Below are 15,844 nucleotides of genomic sequence, written 5' to 3'. Positions count from 1 at the left end.
ATTTTTAGAGATTTTCAGAGATGACATAATGAAGGAGTAAGGCTCGGCGGGCATGTTGCGAACCGGGCACTACCTTACGAACACTATGCCAAGAGCGGGAGGAAGGCAGAAGGATAACCGAGCGGTTGGGAGAAGGAGCAACCGCTTCTTTGATATCATCAGGATCAGATGAACCAAGGATCAATAATTCTCCGCCCTCTATATTACCTGTCGGAAAATAGAGGGTTTGAGTCAGGATCTTGTCAGGGCGGTCACAATGGGGGGCCAACCAGCAATTTTCATGGTAAATAGTGAAGCGTACATGTAGACGGGACGTTGAGAGATCGCGCTCCATCAATGTTGAAAAGTAGTGACGGTAACCATCACTCAAGATAACTTTCAGCATTGCTTTCCATGCTGGGGTCAGATTATTCCATGTTTCCGGTTCAGGAATACCGTTATCAACAGCCAGCAGATCCCAAGTACTATAGTATTTTCCGTCACCCTCTTCACGGTGAGATTGACGATAGCCTATATGAGGAAACTCTGCTTGCAATCGTTTGAAAACATTCGATGGTAAAAAATGATTTGAACAAAACCATTCAAAAGGTTCTTTTTTCTTTTTGAAGTTGGGTGAATACCATCGGATATTCATATGTGATCTCCTGAAGTGGATTCTTGCTCATATTCCTTTTGCTGCATAATTCTTTTCATGACTTCAGTGGCACGATCTTTTTGATTAGCAAATAGCAAGGCATAGCCTTTTTGCCGTTCTTCCAGAGATTGAGGAAATTGGTGAAAAAGCTGGCGATTATATTTACCCACCTCTATTGTTGAGGAATTTTCATGCAATTCATTGTAAGGGGTATAAACAGTTGGACGGACTCTGGCACCTTCATCAATCAGCCAGTCAATAGTCTTAATTGATGCTTCTATTGTGTCACCGGGTAAGCCCAGAATAATGAACGCATTGATTTCTATGTCATTCTGCTTGGCAATGGCGAGTAGCTCTTCAACTTTGGCCTCAGTGTTTAGTTTTATTTTGGGTAAGTTCAGGTTCGGTGAGACGGAAATGGTTTCTACTCCCAAACTGATTCTAATGCAGCCAGCTTGTGCCATTAATTCAATTAATTCTTTATTCAAATGATAAATTGTTGTCACACACTTCCATCGAATGGGCAGCCTTAATTCGATGAATTTACGGCACAATTCTTTTACCCACCGGCGGTTCAAGGTAAAGGTAGGGGCATAAAAAGAGACATAGTCAAATGGCTGGATACGTTGTTGTTCCATGATGTATTCGATGACACGTTCAACGGAAAGCCGCCGTTCACTTTTACCTTGCATAGGGGGAACATCACAAAACTCGCAACCCACCGGACACCCTCGTGCTACAGGAATGACGAGTTCACGCCGATCAGGAATACCACAGAATTTATTCAAGTCATTCTTATACATCCGATCATATGCGGCATAAGGGATTTCTAAAGTATCAGGGAGGATCCACTCTTCTGGACTCAGCATCTGACCCGCATCACCTTGCAAATAACCAAGGGACGTTTTCACAATAAGGCCAGGAATACCCTTTGTGTCGGGAGCGTAATTTAGCAGGAAAGATTCAACACCACTTTCATAATCACCATTGAAAACAATGCCCTCAAAATCAAATTGCTTAAACCAATCAGGAATTTGTTTTGATAATCGCCCGAAAGTAAATATTTTTACTTGAGGTAGAATTTCTCGGCAGTACATCGCTGTGCGCCCGAAACTATCCACGGCATCAAAATCATTAAATAATCCGATAAAATCATAACCTTTTGCCAATTCCTGAGCTAACTCATGCCAAGTCAGATTTAATGCTCCGCCGTCTAACGCAGTAACTTGCCATGATGAATTTCTTTCCCTGATATAGGTTGCAACTTGAAATAAAGGCAAGTGATGACCGGCATTGAAATAAGAAGGAATATAGGGAGGAATCAGTAATAATATGCGCATATGTAAACCTCCTAAATTAAACAGTGAAAATCTGCTGATTTGCCAAGTGGATAAATTGACAAACTGCCATAGTTGCGTAACAGCCGGAAGGAAGAAAAAACTCGATTGTTAAACTGGAACGATCAGGGAATTCATGATCTTCATTGAGATCGATAATTTTTATAAAAGTATGCGCAATGGTTGGGCGAAGACTTTGCTTTTCCACTTTTTTTCCATTGACGATATTAAATCGAATAAAAGGATACCAAGATGTCTTAGCAGCAAATGTCATGACATCAGAATAAGCAGTGGGCAAAACGTAGGGTATTGATGAGCGCACGGTATGGAGCCCTTGATGGTAGCGCTGGAATTCTTCGGCGACGAGATTGTTCCATTGATAAGAGCCATAAGACGCATAATAAAAAGAGAGCCGCCTGGGATCTAATTGATGGAAAAAATGCTCAGTTTTACCTCGCCATTTTTGAGCAGATTGTGCTTCCGGTGATGCTGATTGGCATAACAATGACAGGGCCTTTTCCCATTTTTCGTGATGAAGAGCTTGACCAATAAGGTGGGTGGTAGATGGCCCGCCAGGGACACCGAATCTTTGTGTGTCATAGTAGTTAATGAAAGCATGGTGATAGGAAGCCTGCTTTGCCAAGGTATGTGCGATGGGCTTATCTAAGTTACGTATGACAATCCGAAAACTGTTACCTACGAGTTGGCCAATCTTGATATTTTCTTCAAAGCAACCTACTTCATGCAATGAAAGCCATTTTCCTGATGTCATATCCAAATGTGCATTGATGGCATGGGTGTCTATATTCCGTGATGGAGATTGAATAGATATTCTCTGACTTGTTATTCCATCTTCATCTTTTAACCCAGCGTATCCAATATGACTTTCTGGTATTTCTAATATATTGGCAATATTTGTAACTGCTTCAGAGGTTGTCATTCCTTCTTTGCGTAATTGAAAATGCCAAATCTGTTTTTCTATCGAGGGCTTATAAAAATTTGGTACTTCTTCTACAAGAAAATCGGCAGGCACTTTTTTAAGGCAATATTGAACATCTTTTCTGAGAAAGGTATTCGGTGAATACTTGGAAGAATTTGTATTGAGTTCTATATTATTCATTGAAATATTTCCAATTTTCAGGCCATGATTTTCAATAGTCAAAATAAGACTCACTGTTTTTGTATAATCAAAATACCAATAGGTTATGTATTAATACTGTGAGTTTTCTTTAGCGAAATAATCATCAAGATGTCCTTCTCGCCAGATATCCGTTGTGGCACAATGCAAACCACCACCAAAAGGGTAAGCATTGCGGAAAGGTACTGGAATAACGTCAAAGCCTAATTTATCCAATTGTTCTATTTGATAAATTTCGCTTTCTTCTACACACACTGTTTTTTCATCAAGTGACAACATATTCATTGATAGCCATGTGCTTGAATAACATAATGGAGGCGATTTGTGGTGTGCAGGAGGTGCTGCTTCTATAATTTGCCAGTCATTACGAATAAATAGTTTCCTGAACTCGGGCAGTAATGGCCTATCAGGATTGTTTAAAACTAAACCGGGGCGTAAAGGTAACAGAGTACAGTCTATATGGCTTGGGAAAGGGTCACCGGGAAAATTGATAGCATGAATGCGATAATCAGGGAAATGGCGCCGTAACCAATCAATGCCTTTCATATTTGTAGTAAAGCCATGTTGTACGAAAAGATCTTTTCCACATCGGACAATATCGGCTGCTTCAAAAATGGGTTCTTCTTCTGTTGTGACAAATTCTTTTTTCATGACCCATTCTTTACGGGTTTCTAGGCTTATTTCTTCAGATAAATAGCCATGCCGGTAGCTCTTATCTGAAAGCCGGGGGCGAGGCGCTGATTCATGCCGCATGGTTGCATCTTCTTGCATATAAGCAGCAATCAAAGGGCGGTAACACAAATACTCAAAGAAACGGGATCGGAAACTCATTGTTGCTTCAAGGATTTCTCGTCCAATAGTGATGATAATGTCCCTTGGTGGCTGGCAACCGAACATCGTGCCTTGGGTAAAATCGGGTGTCTGTACAGGAGAGTTGAAATCTAATGGAGTGGGTCTATCAACACGGATACCACGTGAAATCAGTAGCGAAGATAATCCATCCAATTGTTCATTAGCTGCATCAATAGATTCTTGGCTTCTTGGGCCATAACGACCACGCATATCCGAATTTTCTGGGATGCGGGCCATAAAGGCAGGCTCTGGAGGAGGAATACAGGCATTATTTGCACGACCGACAATAACATGCCTTAATTTTCCCCATTCTGTATAACATTCAACATGGGTAGAGGGATAGTTTGGTTTTAGATCGTCATTGGTATTAATAATAGAATTAGTCACAATATTTTCCTTCAATGTTCCTTTTCACATTTATATTTTTTAAAAAACAACTATCACATTTTTATCGTGTTATATGCTAAAAAATAAATAATTCCCATAGAAAAATATTTGGTTAATATGTACTAAAAATTGTCATGCATCATTTATTTAAATATTAAACCTTGTTATGACTAAAAATGATATTTATCAACTTCAAAAGCAACTCAAATTTTTTCTTTTAATGTTAACTAAAAGTTAATCCTAGGTTAGGGTGTTGGGTGAGTGTAGTTAAAAATAATCTTGACATACTTATATATGGCATATAAATTCACATTAATAATATTAATAATATTAATAATATTAATTATTTGTTTTTTTATTGGTGAGATTATTATGATTTTATCAAGAAAAATAAGTCATTTTTTGAGTGTCGTAGAATATGGGTCTTTCAAAAATGCTTCTAAAAGTATTCATATAAGTTCCCCAGCACTTTGCAAAAGTATTGCTGATATAGAAGAAGTATTGGGATTTAAACTATTTAATCGTTCTAATACTGGAGTAACTCTGACGGAAGAAGGAGTCAATCTATACAAATATTTACTACCCATATGTGATAATGTTGAGAATATAAAATCAATTTTTTTGCAAAAATGTAAAAAAAAAGAGGTTAAAGTAGGTATAGATAGTTATAATAAATTATTTAAAGAATTAACAAATAAAATAACTGAAAACGGTCAGGTTGATTTTATTAGTGAAATATGTAACTTTGAAGATCATTGTAGTAAACTCCTTTCAGGAGAGTTGGATATTTTTATTTCAACTCACCCGCCTATAGAAGATGAATTAGAGCGAATTTCTTACAAGAAATATAAAAACGAAACATATTTATTTGTTTTTTCCAAAGAAATAATGAGCAAGAATAAATCGCTAGATAATATCATGCGCAATGAAAAAGTTGTCTTGCATTCCGAAATGAAAAACCACCCATTGTTTTATGCTTTGTCAAAATACAGAACTGATCATAAAATTAAAAATCAAATATTAATCATTCCAGATATTAATCATATTATGGAGCTTGTTTTTCTGGGGGTTGGTTATTCAATAATTAATAGCTCGACAGTGAATACTAGATATCTAAAAGTCAATGATTTAGAATTTATTCATAATGCTCTGTTTACATCTAACGTGTTCAGTTATATTTATTATTTAAAGAGAAAGGAATTAGAGTTAAAAGAATTTATAATTAATTTTCTTGAGTGTTAAATTTACAGTAGCACATTTTATAATAAAAATGCTGTTTTGTTAAGTAAATTAAATATATTTCTGATAATAGTGCATAAGGGATAATAATGAGTAACATAGTGAAAATATTCAGTATGATCACATTCGTATTAGGTTTAAATGGTGTCGTTCAAGCGAACGAGTTTATGCCTGAGAGAGTTGAGTCTGGAGTAACTTCTGCTGATTTGACCGTGCGCCATGCTGTACATTGGGTTTCAGTTAATCAGATCAAGAAAAGTTTGGAGGATCAACCACCAATGGCTGTGGGTTTTGATGTTGATGATACAGTCATATTTTCCAGCCCAGGATTTTATCGAGGAAAGTCAGAATATTCTCCCGGTAATGAGAGCTATCTAAAAAAAACAGAATTTTGGGAAAAAATGAATAATGAGTGGAATAAATTCAGTATCCCTAAGAAGATCGGTATTGAACTAGTACAGATGCATATAAAGAGAGGAGATAATATTTATTTTATTACAGGCCGCACCGGAACAAAAAAAGAATCAGTTACTCAACACATACAGAAAAGCTTGCATATTCCTGAAGATAAAATGAATATCGTAATTTTTGCCGGTGATGAGCCAAATAAAAATGATAAAGCAAGTTGGATAAAAAAACATAATTTGAAAATTTATTATGGAGATGCAGATGCTGATATTATGGCCGCCCGTGAGCTAAATATTCGTGGAATTCGTATCTTAAGAGCTTCAAATTCTACTTATCAACCTTTGCCGAAAGCAGGGAAGTTTGGAGAAGAAGTAGTTGTTAAATCTGATTATTAATCCAATAAGTAGTTGGGCTTTAGTGATTTAATGGATAAAGAGATTAGTAAGTTAGTATTTCAGATTAATTCAAAACTAATAAAAGTGCTCAAGGGTTAACATTATTGGAAGCTTATATGAGGAGCATAGCAGGGTTCTATGATCAATATCGTTTTACGGCCTTATTGGTAATTTCCTCATTTTTAGTCTGTTAATCACTAACTTGCTTACTTTAGTCGGTGGGTGTTTAGTTAAGCGAAATAACCATATTAAAATGTGGGCTCTCGCTTTGTATAGCTAATGGAGCTGAAAATTGAAAGGTGACAGGAAGAGATTAAAACTGGCAGACAAGCCCGATGTGAGCGCAATTGTTCAGGTAACTATCCCAAAAAACCGCTGGATAACGTTCAATTTCACTGTCTGCAACGATTGGTTTTTCCCATCTATAATGATTGAATCCCGCTTTTTTGATGGCTGTTTCGTAGTTTTCACGACTCCAGCGATAACATGTGAAAAGAGTTGGTGGCGTAGACAGAAATTCTGCGTGACAACGAAAACCATTTAGCCAGGGTTCTTCACGCAAAAACCTTACGCCATAGTTTTCGACGTTTCCCAATGTTAACTGATAATCCGGGGAAACAGTATAAACGACTAATTTACCGGATGGGTTCAGGTGGTTAGCTGCAACCTGAAACATATGTTCGAGTTCTTCCGTTGACTGTGAATAAGGGAGTAAAAAAACAGCAACAATGATGTCAAATTTCCCGAATGACTCCATTTCGCTGACATTCCGCACATGAAATTCGATGTTGTCACCCGCTTGTTCAGATTTCTTTTTCGCAACAGCAATCATTCCCTCAGATATATCAATGCCAACTACTTTTATTGCCCCCGCTGAGATAGTGCATGGCCAAAATAACCACAGCCACAGGCTAAATCCAGAACAGATTTTACTTCAATATCCCCGGCCATCTTGAGTATATTGGTAAGCTCCGTTTGCCATTGGAGTACTGAGTTGTATAACGATTCATAAGAATCACAAATATAATCATATTGTGTTCTTTCTTTCATTTTGTCACTGGATAAAAATAAAATTTGTAAAAAATTAGAATGGTATATTGTGATTAAAAAATAAAATGTTAAATAAAAATTATTTCTAATTATTTTTATTATTTTATTTTTTTAATGAAATTGTGATGGTCTTATTGTGTGGGGGAATGATGTCTGCATGACTGTCAATGTTTTCTTTGCCACATTACCAAGGCAATGTGGCAAAGAGGATTAAGTTAAAAATAATTCATGATCGTGATTGAATAAATAATATTTCTCATGAATTGGTATTATATATGGAAAATGATAATGTCAAGGTTAAGGAAATATTATTATTCCTGTCTTATCCTGCACGATTTTATTTTTACAACAATTCAAATGCTTTTTCGATAATGGCATCTGAATAAGGTTGTTGACCATTTTCCATATGGATGATGGATTTAATCAATTTGGTCATGGTGGCAACGTTATTTGTATCTAATACGACATTATCCTGCATGCCGGTGGATTTTCTGACATAGGCAATGTATCCTTCGGTATTATTTTCATTTGGGGGTGCCCAACGGGAAATCATTTGTCGAATGGTATTCATTTTATATTTTTTATCGTAATTTTGCAGAATTCTTAGCATTGCCCGAATGCCATATTCTGGTGCAATAAATTGGCAGAATGATTTGTCTGTTTGTGTTTCGCTTAACCCTTTCCATTTGTCGCCATGACGAATATTTCCCGGATTATGGTTACGAATTCCTCTAGTCATTATTTATCTCCTAAACGTTTGTTAATAGCCCGAAGTGCAAACTCTCTTATTTTTTCCACCCCGATAAAACCGACAGCACCGCCAAGTGCGGGTGAAACGCTGCTCGGAATGCCAAATAGCTCTAGTGCGCTGGAAAATCCCCAAGACAATGCTCCGCACAGTAACGGTTCAACCCAACGATTTTTTCGCTCGACACCGTCATAAATAAGCCGGCCATAGCAGATCATAATGGCTAAAATAGAGCCGGATATCTGTGGCCATGAGTTTTTTAAACCATTCAATACATCAGCCCATAGATCAGGTTGCTCTTTCATTCTTTGTCCTGTGATTTAATGATATTTTGTACTTATCTATAGTAACTTCACGAAATGAAATTCACATTGATAGGGTATTGTGCGCTTTTTCTTACTAATGGCTTATTTGATTGAGAATTGAAAAGTTAAAGGCAGGAGGGAAATGAGAAAATGGAGGAAAAGATCTCTGCTTACTATTAAAAAATGCGTATTTGTCATTTGTATCAGGCGGCCAGCTTGATGATAAATCGCTGGCCGCCGATGGCATATACAGTAATAGCCCAGAGTTGGTCACGGTTGTAAGCGGTTATGGCCATAAAATAAGGAGCAATTTTTATTGAAATAACCGCTTACATTTCAGGAACATTTAACCATTATGTAACTGGAGAGGTAATTGGCTTTGCAGTTGCTGCAATCTGTCACATAGCCATATTAAGCGCAGCAATGATCCCGTATCTTTTGTCGTTAATGTCAGATAGCTTTTCAAACAAGAAGCCAGCAAATCTAATCCTAATTCTTCAGCAGCTTGGCGGCTCAGTTCCAGTTGCTCTTTCTGCGATGGTGAAAGGGTATGCCTGCCAGTGCAAGCCTGAGTCTCCAGTACTGAAAAGATTGGACGACACAGTTTCTGCGCCAGTGTGGGTTCTGAATGATGCATGGCATTATGGCGTTTCTTTTTCGCCATATGGTCCTGAATATGACTGATAAATGTAGACTGTTTCTTTTTACGGGGATAATGGTCAAAATCAAGATAAAACAATTCGACATCATCATTATTTTTCAATTCATTATTTTTTAAACCATTGCTTTTCAACCATAACGTTGTCGGAATAAGGTCAATATGCTGTTCCTGACGGACAGGCTGCACACAGACGGCGAGGATCCCTAACTCCCGTTGCGTGATGTAACGTAGTTCTTTAAGGCTGCTTTGTTTACTTTCTTCCCAGTAAAGCCGCAAAAAGGCAGAGTTATTGTGTTGGTCATTTATTTCCCATATCACACATTGTTCAATTTCATGCCAGATCAATGATTGGTAATTTTCGATATGCAATAGCACGGGTTGTAAAAAACCATCGGGTTGCCGCGAAAAATAGCCCGTGAGTTCGCTCCAGTCCTGTATCCCAAAGGCCGGGCGCAGTGATTGATACTGCGTCATGCTGAGAAAACTGCTTTGGCTTTCAGCATAGCTGTCGCCACTGGCTGATAGTTTTCCTTCATCTGATAATTTCGGCGAGTGAAGAGAAAATGGACGGCGCATCAATTTATCCGCCGTCATTTTCCACATGGATAATGTTGACCAGACGCCATGACGGTTAAAATGGTTATCAAGTTGGTTGGCCCGCGCCTGAATACTTTGAAGTAACTGTTTCTCTTCGTTATCCCAGAAAGTGAAGGTTGTTCCCTGTGCGCCCCCGTTTGATGTCCACCAATTTGCACTGATGGGGATCAGCGATAAAGAGGCACTTTTTTCATCATAGTGTTTACGCAATTGTCCCCGTAATGTCATCAATTGCTCAGGGGAGGCATGGTTTAACCGATAGAGGTAGGCAGATATTTGGGCTAAAAAACGTAAAACCTGCCCTTCATCCATGGTGAAATGCCGGTCCGCCAGTAGTTTTACTTGTCCGCTCAATCCCCTCAAATAAGAGGCGAGCAGTGGTAAGCCTTCTGATCTGGCGGACATATTCAGCAAATGTAATTGAGCTGCACTGCTACGGCTGACGTGAGATAAGCCTTGTCGCAAAATATCCTGAATGACCTGATTAATCGTTGCAATCAGGTTTTTTTCGTCCTCACTCAGTGACCGTTTGCCGTTGGGGACGATATCCAGATAGTCCGGCCACTGCCAAGGTTTCTGGTGCTGCTGGAACAATTTAGCCACTGCCGCAAGATGAAGGGCTTTGCGCTGATGCTCAGGAAAAGAAGAAAGCATTCCTTCATAGCCACTTTCCCGCAGGAAAATTACCGGTTCCTCAAATTCGGGCAGGTAAATTTTCAATTGGGAAACCATATCTTCTACATGTATCTGGTTTTGATCCCGCTCCCATTGTTGTAACAGGCGCATTGTCAGGCGGCAATTGGCTTTGCCGGTCTGTTTGATTAATTCTGCCGGGGACAGGGCGAGTAATTCAGGTAACAGGGGAGAAGAGGGCGTTGGTGTTGCTTCAATGATTTGTTCCGCCGGTGTGATTTCTGCATTGTTCGCCTGTAACCATAAAATGGCTGCCAGAATGTGTTTACAGCAACCTGATGAGGAACAATCACACTGCGCTTGTTGTATGCCCTGAGCATTTAAAACAACCTGATGCCCATCGCTGCTGAAAACGCCATTTTGTGTTTCTGAATCTTGTGTTGCTTTCAGTGGTGCCACTTTGCCACTATCGACGTCCTTACGTGCCCGCCGCAGCAAGCCGGTGTTAGCAAACACGACCAGAGCGTCTTCATCATAATGGTGATAAATTGTTTGCCAACTCATTGCATGACCTCCGCCAACCATTGCGCAAAATGTTCCGGTGTTAACGCTGCGACATGCATACCCCGATCTGCCAGCTTCTGGGCGATGGTGGAGTCATAAACCGGCATGGCTTCTTCATCCAGGGCAGCAAGTCCCAATAATTTGATTTGCTGGCTATGAAGGCGCTGGGTACAGTCCAGTAATTGACTCAAAGAGCCGCCTTCTTCAAAATCACTGATGAGTGAGATCACGGTACGTTTAGGGTTCCTGACCAATGTCTCGCAATACCGCATCGCACCGGCGATATTGGTTCCGCCTCCCAGTTGTACTGTCATCAGAACTTCAACCGGATCATGGGCAAGATGGCTGAGGTCAACCACTTGTGTATCAAATACAACCAGAGAAACCCTGACTGTGGGCAGAGATGCAAGAATGCTGGCACAAATGGCGGCATACATAATAGAACTGGACATTGATCCGCTTTGGTCAACACACAGGATAATATCCCAGGGCATGCGTTGCTGCATTCGGGCATTGAAGTACGGTGTTTCAATCAATAATTGTTTATTGTTGGTGTCATAATGTTTTAAGTTGGCCGCGATTGTTGCCCGCCAGTCAAAATTCCGGCTGTTGGGAATAAGAGAGCGGCAGAAGCGGTTTCTGCGCCCGGTCAGGGATTGACGGAAGTTATTGCGGATTTGTTTCAGGATATCTTCCACGACCTTACGGATAATCTGTTTGACCGCATCCCGGGTTTCTTCGCTCATCCGTCCCCGCAAGCTCATCAGGCTTTTCGCCAATGCCTTGGTAGGTTCCATTGCTTTCAGTGCCTGCGGATCGCGCAAGAAGCTGCTTATCTCATAACGTTCCAGTGCCTGCGACTGCATACGCTCAAATGTACTGTTGGGAAAGAGTTTACGAGCCTGATTGAGCCAATTCACCGCCGTGATTTGTGAAGCATCCAATGAACCGTGACGCCCTTGTTCCTGACGCAATCCTCTGCGTTGGTATTCCCGGCGATAAAGAAAATCGAGGGTTCGTTCAATTTTTAAATCTTCTGCGTTAAATGAGGCTTTCCCCAACGCATTATCGGCATATTGCCCGAGTACAAGGCGCCAGCGTTTCGCGCGCTGTTTTTGCTCATCAGACATGTCATCATGTTGGCTCATGGATGTTCTCCTTTACTGGCACTGAACCCTCATTGGCATTAAACCATCCGAGTAGCTGTTGTTCTGACAAACGGGATTGCAGTTGGTGGTTTAACCGTGTGGCTTCCAGCATCTGCTCTGCGCTGAATTCCGTTTGCAATAATGCCAGTTCATGTGTCGGAAGGCCTATTTCTCCGGCAATATAGCGGGACAGTTCCTCATTTTGTTTGGGAGTCGGCTGACTGAACGCAAAACGCAAATCAGGTAGGATTTGGATAAAACGCGGGTCATCCCATTCACCCAGTAATTGGTTTAAATGATCAACCAATATTGGGGTTTTGATGACCAGCTCAGGTGCGGTGCGCATAATGCCGACAAAATAGTTAATGGCATTTTCCGGATCGGTGCCGGTACTGAATGCTTTATTCAGGCCGTCAACAAGCAGCTGTTCTTCTGCCTGATCCCCCAGATAACGTAAGGCATCTGCCGCACCTTTGAGCAAAGGCACGTTGTCCAAGTCGTTTCCCAGTCGATTAAGTTGCTGATAAAAATCATGCAGGTAGTTTTGTGTCTGGCTGATGGCCGGCATAAATTCAACAAGTTCCCGCAATAGCAGCAAGGCTTGCAGATGGGCTTCCTGCTGTTGTTCATCACCTTGGGTTATTTGATCCAGACAGAAAAACGCCTGAGGGATCACCTGATGCAGTCGATTTTCTAACGTAGTGTGATCTTCAATACCAAGAAACGCACGGCCACGCCAAAGATGAATAAGTTTATGACCGCAGGTAGTCAGGGAGGCCAAATTAACGTCTTGCTGAATATAATTGTCGAGTAGGCGGAACAGTGCCGGAATGCATTGATGAAGGCCAATGAGTACAGCCTGAATTAATAATGCGACCGCGTTTTGACTGGAACGGCTGTGTCCTTGTTCTTCCAGTTGTTTTTCCAGCTTCAATAGTTTGCCCAGCGCGATAGATTCCAGTTGAGAACCTTTTTCTGACAGAACGATCAGTTCACCTTCAACGGCAGGTGTCCATGCGTATTGCCACTCTTCGAACAAGAGATCGAGCTGATGGCCGGTAATGAAGTCCGGCCCGTTAATCCGCTGGGCGAAATGGATCTCCAGAAATTCCAGTAAATGCAGAAAACGGCTGCGCAGACGATGTTGGGCATTGCGATAGACATCCAGTTTGGTCACTTTTGTCAGGGTATCATCAAGTTTGAAACGAAAAGCTTTCGCACGCCCGTAAGTTTCAGCAACTAAAGGGGGCGTGGCAGTGCCTACCGGAATAGTGCCGAGAAGAAAGCCCGAAAAATAGGTTGTGATTTCTTTCCACAATTCATTTTGGCTATCATTAAGGCTGCCTTTGATAAAACTACTTTGTAATCCGTCAAGTAAATCATAACGCCCCGGTCCTGCGTGACCCCTCAGAGCTGCCAAACGCAAACTCTGCTCAGCGGCATTTTTTACCGTGATATAACTGGGCGGGTTGTCGAATTCTTTTTTTCGTATCGCTTCTGCGATATTTGTCAGGAATGCCACCCCCATTTTATTGCGGTAAATTTGTGTCGGTTGATTTGCATTCAGATGATTGGCTTGCCGGTCTTGCCGTTGTTCCAGCAGGCTCTGCCAACTTGTTTGGTAAAAGGCAGGTGAGGGCATACCTGAAGCGTATCCGTTAAGGGCATCAAGCCGGTCAAAACTGTAACGAATAAGCCAGGCGCTGTCATTTTCCCGGAGTTTCGCCATCCCATCGAACCGTTTTTGCTGATCATCCGAAGGAACAAATTGCCGCTCGGATGCTTCCGCAAGGCCTTCTATCAGCGCCAACGTATGAAATCCGCCGGTTACAGTCAGAATTTTTGCTTCAGGATTATGCCGCTTAATGGTTGTGATATGCATTAGCATATGAGCCTCACGTTGTGAGGAACCTTCCGCTTCCAGTACCTGTGGTTCATAATCCAGACGGGCAAGCGCACACCAGATAAAAATGTCATGAAAAAGTGATTGCCAATCTGCCAGCGCGTCGATTGAACGCAGTTCAAACAGATGTTCCCAAACATCATCATGATCACGACAATGGCACTTTTTCGCTAATTGAGTGATAAATTGGCTATGGGTAAGATAACGCTCTCTTTGCAAACTACGGCTCTGGATTTGGGTGTTATCTTCCTCTTTTTGCTCATCTTTTTCTTGTTCATCTTTTAGTTGTGCTGCCCAGGGAAGATCGATAAATGCCAGCTTGGCCTGATGAGTGTGCCCGACTCGCAGTGCCTGCCATTCCGGTGAATATTCACAAAATGGAAAATATGCGGATTGGTGAAATTTTTCCCTATCTTCCGATTGGCTGGAGGTTGTCAGCTGTTCCGCTTGTGCCATAATCGCCACCGGCGGATGAGCATCCTGATGTAACAAGCCGGGAAGCAAGGCATTAAAGCTATCTGGCCCTTCAATCAGGATGTAATCAGGTTTAATGGATTCAATCAGCGACAGTACACCGTATGCACAAGCAGGGCTGTGATGGCGGACAGGGGCAAAATAGAGATGTTGCTGCTGGAGCGAGGCCCACTTTGTTAAAGCGTCGTCGATTCGTTCAGGAAGCGGTATTGAAGATATACTCACCGTAATGATCCCTTTTATTCAACAGGCGGCAGAACATGGTCTGCCGTTCTGCTATTTAATTGCCTTATTGCCAAAATTCACGGGAGGCGTCAAAAAACGCTTTCCAGTCTTCATTTTGTCTGGCACGTTCCCTCGCGATATTATCCATGTAATAACGTATCCGTTTGATATCATCCGTATTATCTTTTAATACAACCCCGATTAATTGCCGGGCAATTGCACCGCCGTTTAATACACCATCACCCAGATAGTGAGATTCCAATGCACAGGCATAAGCGATATTGACAGCTTCTGCTGTAGACATCACTGCATCAGGTGTTTTGATATTACCGCCATCCTGAGTATTCCCTGAGCGCAGTTCCTGAAAAGTGGTGACCAGCAATTCAATAACCCCTGCAGGAATGGTGATAGAGGTTGCAAGATCACCCAATTCTCTTTCCAACTGCATATTAATGAGCGAAATCTCAAATTGCGGGTCCTGAATGGGTTTCACGGTTTCAAAATTGAAACGGCGCTTCAGTGCGGAAGACATTTCATGAACGCCACGGTCACGTAAGTTAGCCGTGCCAATCAGATTAAAGCCGGGTCTGGCACTGATGCGGGCGCTTTCTCCCATTTCCGGGATCATCAGTTGTTTCTCGGACATCAGGGAAACCAAGACATCCTGAATTTCAGGCGGGCAACGGGTGATTTCTTCAAAGCGAACGATTTTCCCCTGTAACATGCCCTGATAAAGAGGAGAACCGATCAACGCTTTTTCTGTCGGCCCTTCGGCTAACAGCAAGGCGTAGTTCCATGAGTATTTAATATGATCTTCCGTCGTTCCTGCGGTTCCCTGAATGGTTAAGCCTGAGTCACCGCTGATTGCAGCAGCAAGAAGCTCTGAAAGCATGGACTTCGCGGTACCCGGCTCACCAACCAGCATTAGCCCTTGTTTTCCGAGTAGTGTGACAATCGCACGGTCAACCAATGCATTATCGCCGAAAAATTTTGGCGTGATATCCAATTCATCATCACCAAGAATAAACTGGCGTACTGCCCGGGGAGAGCGCAACCAACCTTGCGGTTTAGGGTTATTTTTATCTGCCTTGGTCAGGCGTTCCAGCTCACCGGCAAAGCGAATTTCTGCACTTTCCCGAATGGCTT

14 protein-coding genes are annotated in these 15,844 nt (G+C 41.5%); 2 read left to right on the top strand and 12 right to left on the bottom strand.

The features are described 5' to 3' along the window. Positions 1–4 precede the first annotated feature (4 nt). From Xsze_RS17460 to Xsze_RS17445, 4 genes are all read right to left on the bottom strand, one after another. On the bottom strand, positions 5–634 hold the full coding sequence (locus tag Xsze_RS17460; protein ID WP_099138056.1) for a 2OG-Fe(II) oxygenase: 630 nt from the start codon (positions 632–634) through the stop codon (positions 5–7). Then, positions 631–1,974 carry a B12-binding domain-containing radical SAM protein gene (locus Xsze_RS17455; RefSeq protein ID WP_038239429.1) on the bottom strand — a complete coding sequence of 448 codons (1,344 nt, stop codon included), beginning with the start codon at positions 1,972–1,974 and terminating at the stop codon, positions 631–633. Before Xsze_RS17455 ends, Xsze_RS17460 begins: the two co-directional genes overlap by 4 nt. Positions 1,975–1,990: 16 nt before the next feature. Continuing rightward, positions 1,991–3,091 carry a tRNA pseudouridine(13) synthase TruD gene (gene truD, locus Xsze_RS17450; protein WP_038239427.1) on the bottom strand — a complete coding sequence of 367 codons (1,101 nt, stop codon included), beginning with the start codon at positions 3,089–3,091 and terminating at the stop codon, positions 1,991–1,993. A gap of 90 nt (positions 3,092–3,181) precedes the next feature. Further along, entirely contained in the window at positions 3,182–4,348 is a 1,167-nt protein-coding gene (locus Xsze_RS17445) for a serine/threonine protein kinase (RefSeq protein ID WP_038239424.1), read from the bottom strand. 372 nt (positions 4,349–4,720) lie between these two features. Between Xsze_RS17445 and Xsze_RS17440 the strand changes: the two genes are divergently transcribed. Together Xsze_RS17440 and aphA are read left to right on the top strand one after the other, a co-directional pair. Further along, a complete protein-coding gene (locus tag Xsze_RS17440; RefSeq protein WP_038239421.1) occupies positions 4,721–5,590 on the top strand; it encodes a LysR family transcriptional regulator in 870 nt (289 codons plus the stop codon). Positions 5,591–5,676: 86 nt separating this feature from the next. Beyond that, on the top strand, positions 5,677–6,390 hold the full coding sequence (gene aphA / locus Xsze_RS17435) for an acid phosphatase AphA (RefSeq protein ID WP_038239419.1): 714 nt from the start codon (positions 5,677–5,679) through the stop codon (positions 6,388–6,390). 313 nt (positions 6,391–6,703) lie between these two features. Here the strand turns inward: aphA and Xsze_RS17430 are convergent, their stop codons facing one another. From Xsze_RS17430 to Xsze_RS17400, 8 genes are all read right to left on the bottom strand, one after another. After that, positions 6,704–7,222, bottom strand: coding sequence for a class I SAM-dependent methyltransferase (locus Xsze_RS17430; RefSeq protein WP_244431815.1), 519 nt, complete (start codon positions 7,220–7,222; stop codon positions 6,704–6,706). 29 nt (positions 7,223–7,251) lie between these two features. Beyond that, positions 7,252–7,440, bottom strand: a complete 189-nt coding sequence (locus Xsze_RS22860) for a class I SAM-dependent methyltransferase (RefSeq protein ID WP_244590080.1) — start codon at positions 7,438–7,440, stop codon at positions 7,252–7,254. Positions 7,441–7,783: 343 nt separating this feature from the next. Beyond that, positions 7,784–8,179 (bottom strand): structural protein, encoded by a 396-nt coding sequence (locus Xsze_RS17425; RefSeq protein ID WP_038239417.1) that lies wholly within the window; start codon positions 8,177–8,179, stop codon positions 7,784–7,786. Further along, on the bottom strand, positions 8,179–8,493 hold the full coding sequence (locus Xsze_RS17420; protein WP_038239414.1) for a phage holin, lambda family: 315 nt from the start codon (positions 8,491–8,493) through the stop codon (positions 8,179–8,181). Before Xsze_RS17420 ends, Xsze_RS17425 begins: the two co-directional genes overlap by 1 nt. A gap of 346 nt (positions 8,494–8,839) precedes the next feature. Continuing rightward, a complete protein-coding gene (locus Xsze_RS17415) occupies positions 8,840–10,948 on the bottom strand; it encodes an SWIM zinc finger family protein (RefSeq protein WP_038239412.1) in 2,109 nt (702 codons plus the stop codon). Continuing rightward, positions 10,945–12,096: a VWA domain-containing protein gene (locus Xsze_RS17410; protein ID WP_038239410.1), complete on the bottom strand. Its 1,152-nt coding sequence runs from the start codon at positions 12,094–12,096 to the stop codon at positions 10,945–10,947. Before Xsze_RS17410 ends, Xsze_RS17415 begins: the two co-directional genes overlap by 4 nt. After that, on the bottom strand, positions 12,083–14,698 hold the full coding sequence (locus tag Xsze_RS17405) for a DUF5682 family protein (RefSeq protein ID WP_051462437.1): 2,616 nt from the start codon (positions 14,696–14,698) through the stop codon (positions 12,083–12,085). Before Xsze_RS17405 ends, Xsze_RS17410 begins: the two co-directional genes overlap by 14 nt. A 64-nt stretch (positions 14,699–14,762) precedes the next feature. Then, entirely contained in the window at positions 14,763–15,839 is a 1,077-nt protein-coding gene (locus Xsze_RS17400; protein ID WP_038239407.1) for an AAA family ATPase, read from the bottom strand. Positions 15,840–15,844 lie beyond the last annotated feature (5 nt).

The sequence above is a fragment of the Xenorhabdus szentirmaii DSM 16338 genome (genome assembly GCF_002632585.1).
Taxonomy (GTDB): domain Bacteria; phylum Pseudomonadota; class Gammaproteobacteria; order Enterobacterales; family Enterobacteriaceae; genus Xenorhabdus; species Xenorhabdus szentirmaii.
Note: the sequence above shows the minus strand (reverse complement) of the source record. Positions and strands in the feature narration are given on the sequence as shown.

Coding starts and splice junctions, on each gene's coding strand:
- aphA (WP_038239419.1), top strand. CDS start 5,677: ATGAGTAACATAGTGAAAATATTCAGTATGATCACATTCGTATTAGGT.
- Xsze_RS17455 (WP_038239429.1), bottom strand. CDS start 1,974: ATGCGCATATTATTACTGATTCCTCCCTATATTCCTTCTTATTTCAAT.
- Xsze_RS17440 (WP_038239421.1), top strand. CDS start 4,721: ATGATTTTATCAAGAAAAATAAGTCATTTTTTGAGTGTCGTAGAATAT.
- Xsze_RS17410 (WP_038239410.1), bottom strand. CDS start 12,096: ATGAGCCAACATGATGACATGTCTGATGAGCAAAAACAGCGCGCGAAA.
- Xsze_RS17420 (WP_038239414.1), bottom strand. CDS start 8,493: ATGAAAGAGCAACCTGATCTATGGGCTGATGTATTGAATGGTTTAAAA.
- Xsze_RS17415 (WP_038239412.1), bottom strand. CDS start 10,948: ATGAGTTGGCAAACAATTTATCACCATTATGATGAAGACGCTCTGGTC.
- Xsze_RS17430 (WP_244431815.1), bottom strand. CDS start 7,222: ATGATTGCTGTTGCGAAAAAGAAATCTGAACAAGCGGGTGACAACATC.
- Xsze_RS17460 (WP_099138056.1), bottom strand. CDS start 634: ATGAATATCCGATGGTATTCACCCAACTTCAAAAAGAAAAAAGAACCT.
- truD (WP_038239427.1), bottom strand. CDS start 3,091: ATGAATAATATAGAACTCAATACAAATTCTTCCAAGTATTCACCGAAT.
- Xsze_RS17425 (WP_038239417.1), bottom strand. CDS start 8,179: ATGACTAGAGGAATTCGTAACCATAATCCGGGAAATATTCGTCATGGC.
- Xsze_RS22860 (WP_244590080.1), bottom strand. CDS start 7,440: ATGAAAGAAAGAACACAATATGATTATATTTGTGATTCTTATGAATCG.